At 58.1% G+C, this 18,746-nt stretch carries 13 protein-coding genes and 3 tRNA genes; all 16 read right to left on the minus strand.

The window, feature by feature from the left end:
- Window positions 1-9: 9 nt before the first annotated feature.
- Window positions 10-912, minus strand: a complete 903-nt coding sequence (locus tag IDL90_RS09590; RefSeq protein ID WP_187994364.1) for a bifunctional methylenetetrahydrofolate dehydrogenase/methenyltetrahydrofolate cyclohydrolase — start codon at window positions 910-912, stop codon at window positions 10-12.
- Window positions 909-2,210, minus strand: a complete 1,302-nt coding sequence (glyA, locus tag IDL90_RS09595; protein ID WP_187994365.1) for a serine hydroxymethyltransferase — start codon at window positions 2,208-2,210, stop codon at window positions 909-911. Before glyA ends, IDL90_RS09590 begins: the two co-directional genes overlap by 4 nt.
- 105 nt (window positions 2,211-2,315) lie before the next feature.
- A complete protein-coding gene (locus IDL90_RS09600) occupies window positions 2,316-3,284 on the minus strand; it encodes a sugar-binding transcriptional regulator (protein WP_187994366.1) in 969 nt (322 codons plus the stop codon).
- A 726-nt stretch (window positions 3,285-4,010) separates the two neighbouring features.
- A complete protein-coding gene (locus IDL90_RS09605) occupies window positions 4,011-5,000 on the minus strand; it encodes a malate dehydrogenase (protein ID WP_187994367.1) in 990 nt (329 codons plus the stop codon).
- Between the two features lie 114 nt (window positions 5,001-5,114).
- Window positions 5,115-6,812 (minus strand): glucose-6-phosphate isomerase, encoded by a 1,698-nt coding sequence (pgi, locus tag IDL90_RS09610; RefSeq protein WP_187994368.1) that lies wholly within the window; start codon window positions 6,810-6,812, stop codon window positions 5,115-5,117.
- Window positions 6,809-9,181 carry a 6-phosphofructokinase gene (locus IDL90_RS09615; RefSeq protein WP_182141886.1) on the minus strand — a complete coding sequence of 791 codons (2,373 nt, stop codon included), beginning with the start codon at window positions 9,179-9,181 and terminating at the stop codon, window positions 6,809-6,811. The genes pgi and IDL90_RS09615 overlap by 4 nt, the downstream gene beginning before the upstream one ends.
- A gap of 46 nt (window positions 9,182-9,227) precedes the next feature.
- Window positions 9,228-10,445: an NADP-dependent isocitrate dehydrogenase gene (locus IDL90_RS09620; RefSeq protein WP_182141885.1), complete on the minus strand. Its 1,218-nt coding sequence runs from the start codon at window positions 10,443-10,445 to the stop codon at window positions 9,228-9,230.
- A 68-nt stretch (window positions 10,446-10,513) separates the two neighbouring features.
- Window positions 10,514-11,746 carry a UDP-N-acetylmuramate dehydrogenase gene (locus IDL90_RS09625; protein WP_182141884.1) on the minus strand — a complete coding sequence of 411 codons (1,233 nt, stop codon included), beginning with the start codon at window positions 11,744-11,746 and terminating at the stop codon, window positions 10,514-10,516.
- A 172-nt stretch (window positions 11,747-11,918) separates the two neighbouring features.
- The gene (gene rpmG / locus IDL90_RS09630) at window positions 11,919-12,089 is read right to left on the minus strand and encodes a 50S ribosomal protein L33 (protein ID WP_182141883.1); all 171 of its coding nucleotides are present in this window, start codon (window positions 12,087-12,089) and stop codon (window positions 11,919-11,921) included.
- Between the two features lie 112 nt (window positions 12,090-12,201).
- Window positions 12,202-12,275 (minus strand) — tRNA-Met (locus tag IDL90_RS09635).
- 34 nt (window positions 12,276-12,309) lie between these two features.
- Window positions 12,310-12,382, minus strand: a tRNA-Thr gene (locus IDL90_RS09640).
- 158 nt (window positions 12,383-12,540) lie between these two features.
- Window positions 12,541-14,679, minus strand: a complete 2,139-nt coding sequence (locus IDL90_RS09645) for a glucose PTS transporter subunit IIA (RefSeq protein ID WP_187994369.1) — start codon at window positions 14,677-14,679, stop codon at window positions 12,541-12,543.
- An 894-nt stretch (window positions 14,680-15,573) separates the two neighbouring features.
- Window positions 15,574-15,655 (minus strand) — tRNA-Tyr (locus IDL90_RS09650).
- Window positions 15,656-15,783: 128 nt separating this feature from the next.
- On the minus strand, window positions 15,784-16,278 hold the full coding sequence (locus IDL90_RS09655) for a YajQ family cyclic di-GMP-binding protein (RefSeq protein ID WP_182141881.1): 495 nt from the start codon (window positions 16,276-16,278) through the stop codon (window positions 15,784-15,786).
- Between the two features lie 10 nt (window positions 16,279-16,288).
- Window positions 16,289-17,164 carry a M48 family metalloprotease gene (locus tag IDL90_RS09660; RefSeq protein ID WP_262509017.1) on the minus strand — a complete coding sequence of 292 codons (876 nt, stop codon included), beginning with the start codon at window positions 17,162-17,164 and terminating at the stop codon, window positions 16,289-16,291.
- A 20-nt stretch (window positions 17,165-17,184) separates the two neighbouring features.
- Window positions 17,185-18,693, minus strand: coding sequence for an FAD-dependent oxidoreductase (locus IDL90_RS09665; RefSeq protein WP_187994370.1), 1,509 nt, complete (start codon window positions 18,691-18,693; stop codon window positions 17,185-17,187).
- Window positions 18,694-18,746: the final 53 nt, after the last annotated feature.

The raw sequence follows: 18,746 nt of genomic DNA on the forward strand, positions 1-18,746 counted from the left end.
CGTTCTGCTCTATGCTTGCAGCTCCGCCTGGTGGACCACATTCTCAAGAAGCATGACGCGCGTCATCGGTCCGACTCCACCCGGATTGGGTGACAGCCAGCCCGCAACGAACTGAACACCGTCTGCCACATCCCCGGCAATCTTCCCGTCCCGCCTTGATACCCCCACGTCAACAACTGCAGCACCTGGCTTCACGTCCTCGGCAGTGACCAGGTCGGGAACCCCTGCCGCGGCGATAATGACATCAGCTGCTCGCATCTCAGCCCGGAGGTCACGGGTCCCGGTGTGGCAAAGAACCGCAGTGGCACCAACGCTACGCTGTCCCAGCATCAGACCCAGGGGGCGTCCCGTCGTCAGACCACGCCCAACAACGCAGACTCGCGCCCCGCGAAGTTCCACTCCATTGTCACGGAGGAGTTCCACAACGCCTCTGGGCGTACATGGTTGAGGGGCCTGTGAGGTGCCCACAATATCTTCAACCAGGAGACCCAGGTTGTACGGGTGGAGGCCGTCCGCGTCCTTCGCAGGGTTCATGAGGTGCAAGATCGCCGACTCGTCAATGTGATCCGGCAGAGGGAGCTGCACGATGAAGGCGGTACAGGATGGATCTGCGTTCAGTCTGCGAACCGCAGCCTCCACATCCGCCTGCGTTGCATCTGCCGGGAGGCGGACGTCGATAGAGCGGATCCCCACCTCTTCACAGTCGCGGTGTTTCGCGCCAACATAGATGTGCGAGGCCGGGTCTTCCCCAACCAGGATCGTCCCCAGCCCGGGCGTCACGCCCTTGGACTTGAGAACCTCAACTCGATCTCGGAGCTGCTGCTTCTTCCTTGCAGCGAGCGACGACCCGTCAAGCGGTAAGGCAACATCTTCCCCTTCGCCTGCGGAACCTGTCGGCCAAGGAAACCTCATGCCATGACCTTGAGATCAGCGATGTCTTCATAGAGCGGGTGCGTTGAAGCGAGAGCTGCAACTCGGTCACGCAGTCCGGCCTCGTCGACCTCTCCGCGAGCACCCTGACGAAGCGCGGTGGCAACGATGTCGGAAACCTCCACAAAGTCTTCCACTTGGAATCCGCGGGTAGCCAAGGCGGGGGTGCCGATCCGCAAGCCCGATGTGACCCTGGGCGGGCGAGGATCGAACGGAACAGCATTGCGGTTAATCGTCACCCCGACGCGGTGAAGCAAATCTTCCCCATCCGCACCACTCAGGGGACTGGCCTGCAGGTCAACCAGCACCAGGTGAACATCCGTGCCGCCTGTGAGAACCGAGATCCCCTCCGCAGTCACATCATCTTGTAGCAGGCGGTCAGCAAGGATCTTGGCGCCCGCAAGGGTACGGGTCTGCCTCTCACGGAACTCCTCCGAGGCCGCGATCTTCATTGCGACGGCTTTCGCCGCAACAGCCTGCATCAGCGGACCACCCTGCTGTCCCGGGAACACAGCCGAGTCAATCTTCCGCCCCCACTGCTCACCCCGTGAAGTGAGGATCATCCCTGACCGAGGTCCTCCCAGTGTCTTATGCACAGTGGTGGTGACAAGGTCGGCGTACGGCAAGGGGTTTGGGTGCAGCCCCGCAGCCACCAAACCGGCAAAGTGGGCCATATCGACCATTAGTGCTGCCCCGACCTCGTCCGCAATTGAGCGGAACGCCTCAAAGTCCAGCTGCCTCGGATAGGCAGACCATCCGGCAATAAGGACGCTGGGACGGACCTCACGAGCGCGGTCGCGCACAACGTCCATGTCGATCAGATAGGTGTTGGGGTCAACGCCGTATGAGTGCGACTCGTAGAAACGCCCTGAGAAGTTGATCTTCATTCCATGCGTGAGGTGACCACCGTGTGCCAGTTCGAGGCCGAGCAAACGATCGCCGGGTGCTGCAAGAGCCTGAATGCCAGCAGCGTTGGCTTGGGCTCCAGCGTGGGGTTGAACATTGACATGATCGGCGCCAAACAGCTCTTTGGCTCGACTGATCGCCAGTTCTTCGGCAATGTCTACCCATTCGCAACCGCCATAGTAGCGGCGTCCTGGGTAGCCTTCCGCGTACTTGTTCGTCAGAACGGAGCCCTGCGCTTCCAAGACTGCATACGGCACGAAGTTCTCTGATGCGATCATCTCAAGGGTTCCGCGTTGGCGCCCTAGTTCGCCCTCGACGACGGCATGGATCTCTGGATCTACGATTGACAGCGGCTGGTAGAGACTAGAAGACAAAACGATACTTCCCCTCGATACTTGCGTGGCTCCCGAACATAGGAACGTACCTACCCTACTGCCCAAACAAGTGCGGGCGGCGCCAAGGTTTGCAGTGGAAGACAGTTAGTCGAGGAGGGCCGTCGCGGTCTGTGAATCAGTGATCAGCACGTTTGCTAAACGGCCTTTCAGCGTAGCTGCCAGCGGAGCAACTTTGTCTGGACCTGTGCAAACAGCTATGGACCACGGCGCCTGCGCTAGTGATCGCAGCGACATTGCGGGAAGGCGCCCCTCAAGCCTGTCTGACACCGGCTGAGCCTCCGCATCAACCAACCTGCCGAGGACGTTCGCCCTCGCGCCGCGCTCCCACAGTTCCTCTAGCTCCACGTGGGACAGGATCCCCGACTTGACGATAATCGATGATGAAGGAATAGATCCGGGTGAGAAGATGATGACGTCAGCACTCTCGGCCTCGTCCACAACGCGTCGTGCTGCGGGTGAGATATCGGGACTCGCTCCCCGCAACGAATTCTCCAGAACCTCGTCAAATAGGGAGACTGTGCCGGGGGCTTTGCGGGCCAGGAGTCGGGTAGCTCCAGAACCAAGCAGCTCATCAACTCCTCCGGGTGCAGCATTTGCTTGAACGACGCGGGTACCTGGGGACCATCGTGGTGCTGCGGCGCGTGCCACCGCTGAAGTTGTTCGACCCCACGCGAGGGCCACCGCCGTCGGACGAGGGCGAATGTCAGCAAGATAATCAGCAGCAGTTTGGGCAACCAGTGCCAGGGTTTGTCCGGTGGTCTCCTGGGTGCCAACAACCTGAACGTCAGCCAGGCCGAAACGTGATTCCAGTTCAATCTCGAGTGAACGGACCCGGGCCTGTGCATGACGAATACGAATGTCGACAACTCCGGAGTCCTCACCTTCTTTGAGGAGGCGTCCCACGGTCCAACGAGTGCACCCCATTCTCTCCGCAACAGCTGCTTGGGTAAGGCCATCGAGAAAGTAAAGTTGGGCGGCACGAAGTACAGCCCGCTGGCGCTCACTTGTTGGAAGCTTTGCCACGGGTGCAGCGCTATCTGCTGGTGTTGTCACGGCTCCTCACCCAAAACTCAATGTCGTTGGTCGAGTGTACGCAGGTGGCCCCCACTCGACGCAAGGCAATTTGTTGCCGCTAACATCATAAGCGTAAAGCCGCAGGTCAGAACACATGAAGAGGTGAGACGTCAGGCCTCAGCCCGGCCAAGCGCCCAGCCAAGCGCCCGGCCCACCCAGCCCACTGCCCAGCCCCGGCCACGGACGCCTGCCCCGCATCGGCCCCAACCAAGCGTCCAGCGCAGCCTTTCGCGAAATGTATACGTGGGGGCGAAATGTTCGTCTGGGGTACGTACCCCAGGGGCGCTTTTCATCCCCACGTATACATTTGGCAGCGTCCGTCTCTCAACTCATTGGGGCCCTGTGCGTGTCCGACTGCCTGTGGGTTTGGTTGGGGGCTGTGGCTGGTACGCCTTACGGAGCCGGTTGGGCTTAGCGAGCCGGTTAGGGCATGGGGAGCCAGTTAGGGCATAGGGAGCCGACCAGGCTGGCATAACGGTGTAATCCCTGGCTGTGCTGGGCCTATCGGGCTCCGTATGGCGTAGGCGGCTCCGCAATGCTGGGGAACCCCGCGGGAGCCTTGCACTTGGGTCGCCCCACCCACACCGGGGCGCCCACACCAAACCGGGTCGCAGCAGATGAGGAAGGGGTCGAACCATACCGGGTCACAACACATGAGGAGGGGGCCGAACCAAACCGGTCCGGCCCCCTCCAACAAATCTGCTACTACTTGATGAAGCCCATCGCCTTCACGGCGTCGTACTCTTCAGTAAGCGCAGCAATGTTCTCTTCAATGCCGCCGCGCGTGCCAGCGTTGATCTCAAGATCGTCAACGATCTTGTATTCGCCACCCACCGAAACGCAGGGGAAGCCGAACGACAAGCCCTTTGGCACGCCGTAGTGTGTGCCGTCAGAGTAGTGTCCAACCGTCACGAACTCGCCATCCTTGGTGCCATTGACCCAGTCATGCATGTGGTCAATTGCAGCCGAAGCAGCCGAAGCAGCCGAAGACGCACCGCGCGCCTCGATGATTGCCGCGCCACGCTTGGCAACTGTTGGGCGGAAGTAGTCCTTCAGCCACTCTGCCGATACCAGCTCATCAGCGGGTGTGCCGTTGACAGTTGCGTAGGAAACATCCGGGTACTGATCTGCGGAGTGGTTGCCCCAAACAGTCACATTCTTGATGTCACGAACAAATGCATCTGTCTTAGCGGCGAGCTGAGCAATAGCCCGGTTCTGGTCAAGACGCAGCATCGAAGTAAAGCGCTCTGCGGGGACGTCCGGCGCTGCGTTCTGAGCAATCACAGCATTTGTATTGGCCGGGTTGCCAACAACTAGGACACGAATGTCCTCAGCGGCATGGTCATTGATTGCTTTGCCCTGCGGGCCGAAGATTCCAGCATTCGCCTCTAGGAGATCTGCGCGCTCCATACCGGCGGTACGAGGGCGAGCCCCAACCAAGAATGCCATGTTTGAACCTTCGAATGCCTTGTTGGCATCGTCAAAAACGTTCACTGAATCAAGCAGGGGGAACGCCGAATCCAGCAGTTCCATTGCGGTACCTTCGGCTGCGCGCACGCCCTGGGGGATCTCCAGAAGGTTCAGCTTCACAGGCGTGTCATCACCGAACACAGCGCCCGACGCAATGCGGAACAAGAGGGCATAGCCGATATTGCCAGCTGCACCTGTGACGGTTATCGTGCGGGGTTCCAACATTTATTAACTCCTCAGTGTTTGTGAAAAAACAAGTTGATTTCTCTGGTCAATCATAGGTCTGACAACCGCGGTCCCGCAGGGCCCTTAGACCCCGGTGGGAACCGGGCCATCCGGTCACTTCTTACGGTTAGCCAAGTAGTATTCGATGAGTTCCTTGGTTGAAGGATCCTGCTCATCCAGGACCTCACGGTCGCCCTCGATAGCGGGAAGCAGACCCATAGCCAAAACTTTGCCCAACTCAACCCCCCACTGATCGAACGAGTCGATTCCCCAGACGGCTCCCTCAACAAAGGTCAGGTGCTCATAGAGGGCAACCAACTGGCCGAGCACGCTGGGCGTCAAAGCGGGTGCCATGATCGAAGTGGTGGGGCGATTTCCAGTGAACACGCGCGCTGATACCAACTCTTCTGCCGTTCCTTCCGCACGCACTTCGTCCTCAGACTTACCAAATGCCAGCGCTTTGGTCTGTGCAAAGAAGTTGGAAAGTAGCAGTTCGTGCATGTCCGCATCACCGTCCGCAAGCGGCCAGGTCGGGTTCGCGAAGGCAATAAAGTCAGCCGGAATTAACCTGGTGCCCTGGTGAAGCAGTTGGAAGAAGGCGTGCTGTCCGTTCGTTCCTGGTTCACCCCAGAACACTTCCCCGGTGTCATAAGAAACTGGTGAACCGTCCCACCGCACCCCCTTACCATTCGATTCCATGGTCATCTGCTGCAAGTAGGCCGGGAAGCGATGCAGGTACTGGGAGTAGGGCAGCACCACGTGGGAAGAAGCGTTGAGAAAATTCACGTACCAGACGTTCAGTAGTCCCATCAACATCGGCACATTTTTCTCTGCTGGAGTGCTCAAGAAGTGCTCATCCATCTTATGGAGCCCGTCAAGGAACTCAGAGAAAACCTGCGGGCCGAGGACGATAGCCAGGGAGGTTCCAACGGCCGACGAAACAGAGTATCTTCCGCCCACCCAGTCCCAAAACCCAAACGCGTTCTGAGGGTCGATCCCAAAGTCGGCAACGCGGTCCAGTGCCGTCGACACGGCGACAAAGTGCTTGGCAACCGCTTCTTGCGCCTTCGCGGAGTCGGGACCATCAATTACGCCCTCTTCAGTCAGACTATCGAGGAACCACTGGCGGACAACACGCGCATTCGTGATGGTTTCCAGCGTTGTGAAGGTCTTGGAGGTTACAACAACCAACGTTGTCTGAGGATCAAGGTCGCGAACCGTATCCGCCGCGTCGGTCGGGTCAATATTCGAGATGAAACGTGCTTCCATCCCCTCTTTTGCGAAAGGCCTCAGCGCCTCATAGACCATGACGGGGCCGAGGTCGGAACCCCCGATGCCAATGTTGACGACCGTTGTCAGAGGTTTGCCTGTGATTCCCGTCCAGGACCCGTCCCGGACCTGGTCTGCAAACGAGTAGACCTTCTTGAGTTCGGCATGCACCGCCGGCATCACATCGGCTCCATCGACCAGCAGGGCCTCCCCCTCAGGTCGGCGTAAAGCCGTGTGGAGGACGCTTCGGTCTTCCGTTACATTTATCCGCAAGCCTTCAAACATCTGGTCCCGGTGCTCTGTCACGCCCGTCTGCTCTGCCAGAGCCATGAGTTGGGCGAGGACGGAGGGCATAATCAGATTCTTCGAAAGGTCCACATGCAAATCACCGGCAGTGAGGGTGTACCTCTGCGCCCTCTTCGGGTCCGCAGCAAACCACCCACCGATGTCAGGCACGAACTCTTGAGCAGTTTCTTCCAGGGTGTCCCAGGCAGCCGTTGTCGTGGGATCAACCGGTGAGCCAAGTACGGCGTCTTTGGTCATTTCTTTCCTTCTCTCATAGCTTCCTTCATGACCCGTTGTTCGCCCGGTGCAGCGGGCGCTGAACCAGCGATTTGGATGCGTCGCACCTGCAGTTCGGCGTTCTCCAAAGAAACAGTTTCACTCATGAGTCGCAGCGGCAACCACCACTGCTCCCTGGGTCGTCGGTGAACCATATCCAACAGTTCCGACATCATGGTCACGGGCTGCGCTGTGATACCGTCATCGGCCATTCCCATGAAGACCGCATCCGTGTTTCCTCCACGGAACGCCTGCTCAAGGTAGACCACGGCCCTATGGGTTAGCCGAGTAGCGAGAATGCGGTCAAACGCCGAAGGCATCCCACCTTGCTGAATATGACCGAGGGCGGAGTCACGGACATCAAACAACCCTTCACCAGCCGCCTCAATGGCGCGAGAGATAAACTCGCGATCGTAATGCGTTGAAGTCTCCTCATTCATGACTACCATGAACACCCGACGACCGTCCTCGAAAGACTTCCTCATAAGTGTCAAGTCGTGAGATAGGTCGTCAAGAGCCAAATCTTCTTCATTGAGGTAAATATACTCGGCTCCCGAAGCGATACCGCTCATCAGCGCCAAGTAGCCGCACTTGCGCCCCATGGCCTCTGCAACAAAGCAGCGTCGTGAGGCAGCAGCAGATTCCTTCATGCGGTCCAGGGCCCACACCGCATTGTTAATGGCCGTATCTGCCCCAATTGTTAGCTCCGTGCCCGGCAGATTGTTGTCGATAGATGCGGGGACGAGGACGATCGGAATATTCAGGGCTGGGAAGTGCCCCCGCGCCGCGTTGAGGTCGCTGACTGCCATGTAGGCGGAATGCCCGCCGATGACAAGAAGCGCGTCTATGTCATTGCGTTCGATGGAGCGTCCCAACGCGTAGTACTCTTCCGGTTTCGGAACGGGACGGCGCGTCCCGAGGACGGCACCCCCATCAAAGGCCCATCCTTCGACTGCTTCCCAGTTCAGAGGGCGGATACTCTCATTGATGAGGCCGTCCCAAGAGCCCTCAATACCCAGCATTTCCCAACCACAATCCAAGCCAAGCCGAACCGCGGCACGAACGGCGGTGTTCATTCCGGGTGCCAGGCCGCCCGCATGCAGAATCGCAACGCGCTTGGTCTTCTTCCTGTCCTTGGTCAACTGTGGTGGTGCAGAGAGAGTGAAAAAGACATTCCCCATCTGGTAGTAGCTTCTGCCGCGAGCACGCCGAGCAGCGATGTACTCCCCCTCTTCGATGAGTCCAGCAACAGCCTTCGTGTCCTGAATCGACTCTTCGAGGGGTAGTCGGGTCACGCGGTTTCTCCGTACACCGAGGATCACCCCGCGCCCGTACGCGGCGGGATCAAACAGCTCCTGCACCGCGGCGTACCCCAGAAGCGTCGACATCCAACGGTCGTAAGCCGTGGGGGCGCCACCACGCTGAATATGACCCAGGATCGTCACCCGGGCGTCCTCGTCCAACCCCTCTTTTAGTGCTGTCTTGACATCCTCTGTGGTCAGCGATTTACCATAAATGTCCCGAGCACCTTCTGCCACAAGGATGATCGATTCACGGCGGCCAGCCTGCCTTCCCAGCTGCAGCTTCCTGCACATGTCTTGCTGCCACCCGTTTCCAGCGGGTTCTTCCGGTGTGAAAACATAGTCTGCACCGCCAGCAACGCCCGCCATAAGAGGCAGGTACCCGCAGGCACGCCCCATCACCTCAACAACGAATGTGCGCTGGTGGGAGGCGGCTGTGGATGCAAGCATGTCCATCGCGGCAATGATGCGGGTCAGTGCGGTGTCAGCACCAATAGTCATGTCGCTGCCGACGAGGTCGTTGTCGATTGACCCGACCAGGCCGACCAGCGTCAACTCCGGGTAGTCCCGAGCGACCTCAGGGGTGATCTGCCCCTCTTCCACGAGTTCGGCCAAGTGCTGGCCCCACTCGCGACGGAAGTGATCAGCTCCGGTGAGGGAGCCGTCCCCACCGATGACGATGAGCCCGTCGATGCGCTTATCGATGAGGTTCTTGGCTGCCCTGTGGCGCCCGTCATACTCACGAAACTCGGCACTTCGCGCCGTCCCGATGGTGGTGCCGCCCTTACCGAGGATGGAGGATACAGAAGACCAATCCATCTCCTTGATGAACTGCCCACCCCGGACGGCACCATCCCACCCCTCCAATACCGCGAAGGGTTGAGCACCTGCGGCCAGGGCCGTGCGCACAACAGCTCGAACCGCGGCATTCATTCCCGGTGCGTCCCCACCGGAAGTAAGCACCCCGAGTCTGTACGGCTCCCCGGTCCTCTCGTTGATCCCACTAATTAGTTCAACGTCTGATGGTTCAACGAAGTTGCGGATGGACATTTCTGGCTTCCCTTCCCGAGAGAGGCTTTGCTTTCAGGCAGTCGTCCTAAGAGAGTCGCTCACGCAGATTCTCATCAATAGCGCCAAGGAACTCTTCCGTTGTCAGCCAAGGCTGCTCCGGCCCGATCAGGAGGGAGAGATCCTTGGTCATTTTGCCGGACTCAACAGTCTTGATGACCACGTCCTCCAACGTGTTCGCGAAGTCCGCGACCTCGGGCGTCTCATCCAGCTTCGCACGGTGGGCAAGCCCGCGGGTCCAAGCAAAGATGGATGCAATGGGGTTGGTCGAGGTCGGGTTCCCAACCTGGTGCTGGCGATAGTGGCGGGTCACCGTGCCGTGAGCGGCCTCGGCCTCAACAGTCTTGCCATCCGGTGTCATCAGTACCGAGGTCATCAAGCCCAGGGAACCGAAGCCCTGCGCGACAATGTCAGACTGGACATCGCCATCGTAGTTCTTGCAGGCCCAGACATAGCCCCCCTCCCACTTCAGGGCAGACGCAACCATGTCGTCGATTAGGCGGTGCTCGTACGTGAGGCCGGCGGCCTCATACTGGTCTTTGTATTCGGCATCAAACACCTCTTGGAAGATGTCTTTGAACTGCCCGTCGTATGCCTTGAGAATAGTGTTCTTTGTCGACATGTAGACGGGGAAACCGCGCTGCAACCCATATGCGAACGAGGCGCGCGCAAAGTCGCGAATCGAGTCGTTAAAGTTGTACATTCCCATCACCACTCCACCGGACTCCGGGATCTCAACGACCTCGAACTCCATTGGTTCTGAGTCGTCGTTAGGAGTGAACGTTAGAGTCACCGTCCCACCCGTGGGGGCTTTGAAGTCCGTGGCACGGTACTGATCACCAAATGCATGACGCCCAACAACGATCGGCTTCGTCCACGTTGGGACCAAACGCGGAACATTGTTGATGATGATCGGTTCCCGGAAGATGACGCCACCCAGAATATTGCGGATAGTCCCGTTCGGGGAACGCCACATCTTCTTGAGGTCAAACTCTTCAACACGGGCTTCGTCAGGTGTGATGGTGGCGCACTTAATGCCGACACCGTACTTCTTGATTGCTTCCGCAGCATCAACTGTCACCTGGTCATCGGTTGCATCGCGGTTCTGGATCGACAGGTCGTAGTACCGCAGATCGATGTCCAGGTAGGGGAAAATCAAACGGTCCTTGATGAACTGCCAGATGATCCTTGTCATCTCATCGCCATCTAGATCAACAACGGGACCGATTACCTTGATTTTCGCCATTTTCACTCCTCTGACCGACACTGGTTAGCAACTGTCAGCTTACTGGAGTCAACCCCGTCTCTGGGCGATCAGATTGAGATTCCCACTTGAACGGGTTCTGGCTCGAGGCGAATTCCGAAATGCGACTCCACACCGTCACGCACCGCTCTCGCAAGTTCAACCACATCCTCACTGGTGGCATCTCCGCGGTTGGTGAGGGCGAGGACGTGCTTGGTTGAGAGTCGTGCCTGCGCGTTCTCCGTGAGGCCGAATCCTTTCGAGAAGCCCGCCTGCTGAATAAGCCACGCAGCAGAAGTCTTGATCTTCCCCTCAACTGTCGCGTGAGATTCATCCACGCCCGTAAGAGGAGCGTTCGATCCCACTTCAACGGGAAAACGTGGCGCCTTGAAGGGCAGCTTCTCATCTGCCTCACGCTCCGTGAGGATCGGATTGGTGAAGAAAGAGCCAGCAGACCACGTGTCATGATCTTCAGGGTCCAGAACCATTCCTTTGGAGGAGCGCAGTTCCAGAACAGCGGCCCTCACGTCGACCGTAGAGGCCCTGGATCCGACCTCGACTCTCAGCGCGTTTGCTAGCTCCGTATAGCGGATGGGTGCTGACCTGTCGTCCTCGAGCAACTGGAGAGCGACGCTGAGAACAACCCATCGCCCCGTGTGCTGCCAGGTTCGGCCACCACCAGCCTTGCGGTTCGATAGCGACTTCTTCAAAATTGAACTACGGTACGCCAAGTCAAGGCTTGCGCGGGAAAGTAACTGGACCCGGCCCGTGAGCCTGTCATAAGCACGCACGTAGGCCAGGTTCTCACCAATCTCCCTGCCGTACGCCCCAATGTTCTGCACGGGTGCGGCACCGACAGTTCCGGGGATCCCGGAGAGGGCTTCAAGACCCGACCAGTGCTGCCCTATCGCATAGGCGACAAGATCATCCCACGTCGTTCCAGAGGTTGCCTCAACTGTGATGCCACTTCGCTCGCTACGATCGTGAACCGCAAAGTCCCTTCGCGAGTCACGGATGACAGTTCCAAGGTAAGGGGCGTCTGAAACCACCAGATTCGAGCCGCCACCCAGAACAAGCAGTTGGTTTTGGGACTCCTCTGATTCTTCGGGGAGGCGATACCACTGCTTACCGCCCTCCAAGACGCTTGGGATCGCGCGTCGCTCCTTGAGGATCCCGACAGCATGATCGTGGTCTGCCACCACATCGATGAAGTCACTCTCTGTGTCTGCATCGATCAGGGTTCTCGGCACTCCCCCGATCCTCAGCGTTGTTAGCTGAGACAGGGGGGCGGCTTGGCCTTCCATCGCTGCTCCTTGAAACCATGTATCGAGCGTGGGACCGCTCGGCTTGTGTGAAGTTTACTAGGACAGTGTGTCCTTCACCCCGCGGTCCATGCCTGGCCGCTGCGGGCAACAGCGGTTGAAAAATCAAACGCCCCAACCTTACCGGAGGGGCGTCTGAGATAGATCGAAGCGCTTAGCGGGTTTCGCGGTGCGCCGTTGACTTGTTGCAACGCGGGCAGAACTTGTTCAGTTCTAGACGGTCCGGGGTGTTGCGACGGTTCTTCTTGGTGATGTAGTTACGCTCCTTGCACTCCGAGCATGCGAGAGTGATCTTGGGGCGAACATCTGAGGACTTGCTGGCCACGATATTTCCTTAACGTTTCCGCAAGGTGCCTTGCGGGATATAAATAAGCACAAGCGATTCTACGAACGGATTAGGCATCACGCCAACTACCGTGACCCATAACTCACCATTGTAGCGAGGCGGGGACTCGAACCCCGGACCTTACGATTATGAGTCGTACGCTCTAACCAGCTGAGCTACCTCGCCACAACTGTTCCTTGCTTGCGCTAGGGACAGTCAGAGCCCCGAAAGGGAATTGAACCCTTGACCTTCTCCTTACCATGGAGACGCTCTGCCGACTGAGCTATCGGGGCAACAGAGGACAGATTACTTCAGGCACACCATCCCTTGCAAACCGCGAGCGGCCGCTATGTTCGAGATCACGAGCTCGGGTTGGGGTCGACTCTCTTCTCTGAAAACTGACCCCAACCCAAAGGCTGCAACGACGTCACAACACCTAATCGCTTGAGTGCTATTGGTTGCCCTTTGCCGCGACCTTCAGAAGCGGTGAGCCGAATGTCGCATCGCCATCTGCTCGCGCATCAATCGAACCAAACTTCTTATGGTTGGTCACCAAGACGGGTGTTATTGGTGAATACCCCGCAGCTTTGATTGCAGCGATATCAAACTCAACCAAAGGATCCCCTTCACTGACGATGTCACCCTTCGACACCAAGACCTTGAAACCGGACCCTTCCATATTGACTGTATCTATGCCGATATGAACCAATAGTTCAACACCGCTGTCCATCTTCAAACCCACTGCGTGGCCAGTTGGGAAAGTCATGATCACCTTGGCGTCTCCGGGAGCAACCAGCCGACCCTCGCTGGGATCGATGGCCACACCCGCACCAACCGCTCCCGAGGCAAATCCTGGATCCGGAACATCCTTCAACGGGACAACCTTTCCCTGCAATGGGCTAGACAGGACTGTCACGGTACCCGGTACCATCCCGGGAGCCTGCGTCCTCGGCCGCTCCTTGACTGCGGTTGCAACAGCTCCGGCTTCGAGGAACGGTTCTGCGTCCGCAGCAGTGATACCCGCCTGCTGGGCTGGTGTTTCGAATCCGTCCTGGGCCTCTTCCTCCTCAAGGATGTCCACATGCGGACCGCCCTCGGCCTTCTGCTTAGCAATGCGCGCCAAGGCTTCGGCCTTCTGTTCCGGCGTGCGGTAGTCGGTAATGACAACCAATGCCATTGCGGTGCAGAAGGCAACGGCAATCGCGATGACGTACAGGGACATCGGGGAGAAGAGCGGGATGGTGAGAAGCGAAGTGAACGCGAATGCACTGGCTGTGACCCCCGCAGTTCCGAGCAACATCGACCCCACACCAATCGTGAGACCGCCTAGGAAACAGCCGACAAGCATGCGCGGATAGATCCGCGCGAACCGCAGGTGAATGCCGTAGAGAGAAGGCTCTGAGATCCCACCAAAGAGTCCGGCAATCAGGGCGCCTGTTGAAGTTTGTCTCATCTGAGCGTCACGCTCACGCGCAGCGATGAATAGAACCCCGGCGGTTGCCCCAAAGCAAGCGAAGTTCCAAGCGCCCATGGGGCCCTGGATGAAGTCGTATCCCAACGTGTCTATGTTCATCAGCATGAGGGCGTTCAGTGGCCAGTGCAGGCCAAGAGGCACCAGGAATGGGTAGAGCATTGGGATAAGCACCGCAAACAGAATTGGTGCAGTTGTGTTCAACCACGCGAGTCCCGTACCCAGGATCCCACCGAGCCACACACCGAGCGGGCCCAAGATGAACCCTGTGATCGGGATCATGATGATCATTGAAAGGAAGGGGAGGAACACTAACTGAAGGCTCTCAGGAACAACCTTCTTGATGCCGTGATAGACGACTGCGAGGAGTGCCGCCATCATCAATGGGACGAACACATTTCCGCCGTAGTCTGACAGCAGAAGCGGAATCCCGAAGATATCCGCACGGCAAGACTGAGTTCCCAGGGCCTCGTTGGTAACACAGGTGATGTCATCACGTGAAGAAAGGTTGATGAACTCGGGCGTCATCAGCGCGCCCATGATCGCCGCACCTAGCCAAGGGTCGACGTTGAGCTTCTTCGCAGCGTTGTAGGCCACCATGATTGGTAGGAAGTAGAAGACCGAGCGCCACATTGTGTCTAGGAACTGCCAGCCTGCCGGCTTCACCTCAGCACGGAAGTCTTGGACTCCGAAAGCGTCCATCACCGCGGCAAAAGCGATAATTAGCGAGGCTCCCAGCAGCACGCCCAAGATGGGCCTGAAGCTGTCTGCCAAGTATTCAAAGAACCCGTCCATCCACGCGTGCTTGCCGCGGGGACCTTTCGAACGCGCTTCGGCCTTCACATCGTCAGCCGACTTGGCAGCGGTGGTTCCCATAGCTGGAAGATTGTTGATCTGTTGGAACACGGTGGCTACACCACCGCCGATTATGACTTGGTAGCGATTCCCGGCTTGGGGAACCGATCCCATGACCACGTCAATGTTATCTAGTGCTGCGGAATCTACAAGTTCTGAGTTGACCAGTTGAAAACGCAGACGCGTGGCACAGTGCGTCAGGCTCTCGATGTTCTCTGGTCCCCCTACTGCATCCACAATTGCTTGCGCAGCTAGTTCAGCCATGATGGTTGCCCTCCAGTTGTCCTCCCAAAGACGTCGGTGTCTTCGGCTAGCAGTCTCATTATGGCGCGAATCATACTTCTGTGGGGGCTGGATCGCCCAGCTTCAATGAAACGGACGGGAACCACCGTGCGCGGCAAACTAAAACCACTGTGCGTAGCAAACTAGAACCACCTTGCAGGCCTTGGGATAACCTGCCGATGCTCACTAGATTCCGGCCGTGCGGAGTCAGCAGGGCTTGCAGAGCCAGTGGGCTGTGCAGAGCCCGCTACGCCATAGCGAGCCAGCTAGGCCCAGCGAGCCGACCAGGGCTTGCAGAGCCCGCTACGCCTTAGCGAGCCAGCCTGGTCGAATAACGCTGTTTTATTGACTCGAACTAGGCCTAGTCGGCTCGCTATGGCGTAGTCGGCTCCGTATCGTCCAAACCTCAGCTGAGACATGGAAACAACAAACAAGCACGCAAAACACGCAATTTCAAAGTCGCTCTCCACGCAAAACTAACAGGCGCTTGACACCCCTCAATGCCCGCGTCCACACCGTCTAAGACACCACGTTCTGGCCGACATCCCCAGAATAATTGTGCGCGTTTGGCGCAGTCTTGGATAACGGTGCGAGTTTGGCGCGATTTCGCGCATCATTACGCCGTTATTCAAGCCAAACGCGCACCGTTACGCCAAGCGCGCACCGTTACGCTCGGGGGCGGCCCCAAACAGTACGACACCGGCATCACCACCGAAGACGGACTCTGGGCCAGAAAAGGATGGGCAGGCAAGTGGCAACCCTAACGACACGCCCAAACCCCGGAGTTTAGACACCAATAATGGCCGCATCCCCACCAAAACCCCGGGCCGGGCAACGGAAAAGCCCGGTTCCGTTAGGTTCCGGGCTTTCCTACTGTGGCGGATGAGGGATTTGAACCCCCGAAGCATTCCGCGGCTGATTTACAGTCAGCTCCCTTTGGCCACTCGGGCAATCCGCCTTGCACCCTCAAGTGGGTGCCGTGAAAGATTACCAGCTTTTGGGCCCAATCTTCCACTCCATCCCGGAGGTAGCGCGTGATCTCTCGCACCTCATCCGAGCCCCTCTAGGAGCATTACTAACGCATGACTAGCGATAGTTCACAAACTGCAGGGCAACATCCAGATCCGCCCCTTTGAGCAGTGCAATCACGTCCTGCAGGTCATTGCGAGACTTAGAAGAAACCCGAACCTCATCACCCTGGATCTGAGCTCGTACTCCCTTTGGCCCCTCATCACGGATCAGCTTCGTTATCTTCTTCGCGGTGGGTTGATCAATCCCCTCCTTCAAAGGGACAACCAACCGGTAGATCTTCCCGGCTATCTGCGGCTCACGATCCGTCAAGTCAAGCACTTTCAGCGACACACCACGGCGAACAAGCTTCGACTGCAAGACATCAATGACCGCCATGGCCCTCTCTGCAGAGTTCGCCTCCACAACGATCGTCTCCCCGACCTGCTTCAGGGATGCGTCCACTCCACGGAAGTCATAGCGGGTGGACACCTCCTTGACCGCCTGGTTGACCGCGTTGTCAACCTCTTGCGCATCTATCTTCGAGACAACGTCAAATGATGAGTCAGCCACTGGCATTTCCTTACTGTTGGTTCATCTCTTCTTGCATTGCATGGAGCCGGGCAATCCGATCCTCCATAGGAGGGTGCGTCGAGAACAGCTTCGTCATGTCCTTGCCACGGAAAGGATTGGCAATCATCATGGCAGAGGCGCTCTCACGGTCCGGAGTTCTCTCCATCGGAGCCTGGCGGCCCAGGTTGTCGATTTTATTCAAAGCCATGGCCAGTCCGACCGGATCGTTCGTTAGTAGCGCCCCGTCCTCGTCCGCGTCATACTCCCTGGATCGCGAAATACCCAACTGGACGATCGATGCAATCATCGGCGCAGCCAGTGCGGCAATGATTGCTGGAAAACCTGCCCCCCGGTCGCGGTCACGGCCACCAAAAAGAAGTGCCCACTGTGCGAGACTCGTGATCAGTCCCGCCATCGCAGCAGCGACCGAGGACGTGAGGATGTCGCGGTTATACACGTGCATGAGCTCATGTCCGAGGACGCCCCGTAGCTCCCTTTCGTTAAGAACCTGCAGTATGCCTTCCGTACAGCAGACTGCGGCATTCTGCGGATTGCGTCCCGTCGCAAATGCGTTCGGGTTCTGCGTCGGAGCAATCCAAATGGATGGCATCGGCATTCCGGCCCTGGATGTCAGGTCTTCAACAATCGCGTAAAGTCCCGGCGCGGCCTCCCGAGTGACGGGATAGGCGTTCATCTGCTTGAGCGCAAGAGTCGCCGAGTTCCAGTAGGTGACGAATGTTGAGATCACTCCCATCCCGGCGAAGATCCACAGCCACAAAGAATCGTTGGTCCCGGCTGAAATTGCAGCACCGAGGGCCAGCAAGATCGCCCACATCAGGGCAAACAGACCAACGGTCTTCGTTGTGTTCGATAGGCGACGGTTCATGGCCTATAGCCTAGCTCTCCCTATGAGTTTGGCCCCGTGAAGTCTTCAAACCGCTGCGGCGCCGTCGGGCTGCCGAGCTCACCCGGCTCACCCACAAACGGGTCAGCCGCCCAGTCTTCACCCGAAGCAAGACCGAGGGACTCAACATCTTCCCCGGCAGCGATCTCCATCATCTTCTTTCTGGAAATCACCTTGACGCGTTCTCTCGTACCACCGCTGGGGAGAGGACCCCACTGCGATCCCAGCTGCTGCTCGTAGGCATCAAGCAGCTCCCACCCCTGCCAGTCAGTGAATGACACACCGCGGGCCTCTAGCAGATCTTCAACAGGGCCGGCAGTTGGTGCGCGCAAGACACCCGCTTCAGCGTCGGCCACCAGGTTTGCGATGGTCTCTTGTGCATCTGACTTAGTTGATCCAATGAGGCCAACCGGTCCACGCTTAATCCAACCCGTTGCGTAGAGGCCGTCCACCGCAGCGCCGTCTCCGGTTGCCTCCACAACGCGGCCCGCAATGTTAGGGACGACACCTCTGAGACTATCGAAGGGCACTCCTGGAATCGGCGAAGAGAAATAGCCCACCGCCCGATATACGGCTTGAACGGGCCATTCCGTCAGGGCCCCGGTCCCCTCAACAGTTCCATCCCCGGTAAGTTCCGTGCGCTGTGTGACAAGTGCCCGGACATTTCCGGCCTCGTCAGCCAAGATTTCTTCCGGCGCCTCAAACATGTGCAGGTAGATCCGCCTCGACGCCTTGTGGTCTTCCGGATCCCGAGAAGCATAGGAGGTGAGTGTCTTTACTACCTGGCGTTGCTGGTTTGATGACTTCAGGGTCCGCTGTGAGCCCTCATCAAAATCAAAGTCTTCTTCAGACACGATGATGTCGACGTCCGAGACATGCCCCAGCTCACGCAATTCAAGCGGAGTGAACTTGACCTGCGCGGGACCACGCCGCCCGAAGACATGAACTTCCTCAACGGGGTTTGCAGCCAACTGAGCTGCCACGTTTGAAGGAACATCCGTGGTGATCATCTCGGGAAGATGCTTGGTGAGGACTCGCGCCACGTCCAAAGCAACATTTCCAACGCCGATGACCGCCACTTGACGTGCTTCTAGGGGCCAGGTGCGCGGATAGTCGGGGTGACCGTCGTACCAGGAGACAAAGTCGGCCGCACCGTAAGACTGTGGGAGGTCCACGCCCTCGATATCTAGCTTGGCGTCACGGTCGGCACCCGTGGCAATGATGATGGCGTCGTAGCGCTGACGCAGCTCCTCTACGGAGATATCCCTTCCGACCTCGACATTTGCGAAGAGACGAATATCGCCGCGCTGAAGAATACGGAAAAGTGCAACAATGATTTGTTTGATGCGCGGGTGATCGGGGGCGACCCCGTACCGAACAAGACCGTAGGGAGCGGGAAGGCGCTCAAACAGGTCGATGGAGACATCTAGATCAGACTTGGCGAGAATATCGGATGCGTAGATCCCAGCGGGACCCGCGCCGATAACGGCCACTTTCAAACTACCGGACACGGATTTTCTTCTCTTACTCAGGCTAACGAAACTGGCCCCAATCCTAGCTGGCT

This window comes from Schaalia sp. JY-X159 (assembly GCF_014525425.1).
Lineage (GTDB): Bacteria > Actinomycetota > Actinomycetes > Actinomycetales > Actinomycetaceae > Scrofimicrobium.

What these genes read in the sequence shown, in the direction of transcription:
- IDL90_RS09590 (WP_187994364.1), bottom strand. Translation starts at nt 912, where the DNA reads ATGAGGTTTCCTTGGCCGACAGGTTCCGCAGGCGAAGGGGAAGATGTT.
- IDL90_RS09615 (WP_182141886.1), bottom strand. Translation starts at nt 9,181, where the DNA reads ATGTCCATCCGCAACTTCGTTGAACCATCAGACGTTGAACTAATTAGT.
- pgi (WP_187994368.1), bottom strand. Translation starts at nt 6,812, where the DNA reads ATGACCAAAGACGCCGTACTTGGCTCACCGGTTGATCCCACGACAACG.
- IDL90_RS09620 (WP_182141885.1), bottom strand. Translation starts at nt 10,445, where the DNA reads ATGGCGAAAATCAAGGTAATCGGTCCCGTTGTTGATCTAGATGGCGAT.
- IDL90_RS09605 (WP_187994367.1), bottom strand. Translation starts at nt 5,000, where the DNA reads ATGTTGGAACCCCGCACGATAACCGTCACAGGTGCAGCTGGCAATATC.
- IDL90_RS09645 (WP_187994369.1), bottom strand. Translation starts at nt 14,679, where the DNA reads ATGGCTGAACTAGCTGCGCAAGCAATTGTGGATGCAGTAGGGGGACCA.
- IDL90_RS09625 (WP_182141884.1), bottom strand. Translation starts at nt 11,746, where the DNA reads ATGGAAGGCCAAGCCGCCCCCCTGTCTCAGCTAACAACGCTGAGGATC.
- IDL90_RS09660 (WP_262509017.1), bottom strand. Translation starts at nt 17,164, where the DNA reads ATGAACCGTCGCCTATCGAACACAACGAAGACCGTTGGTCTGTTTGCC.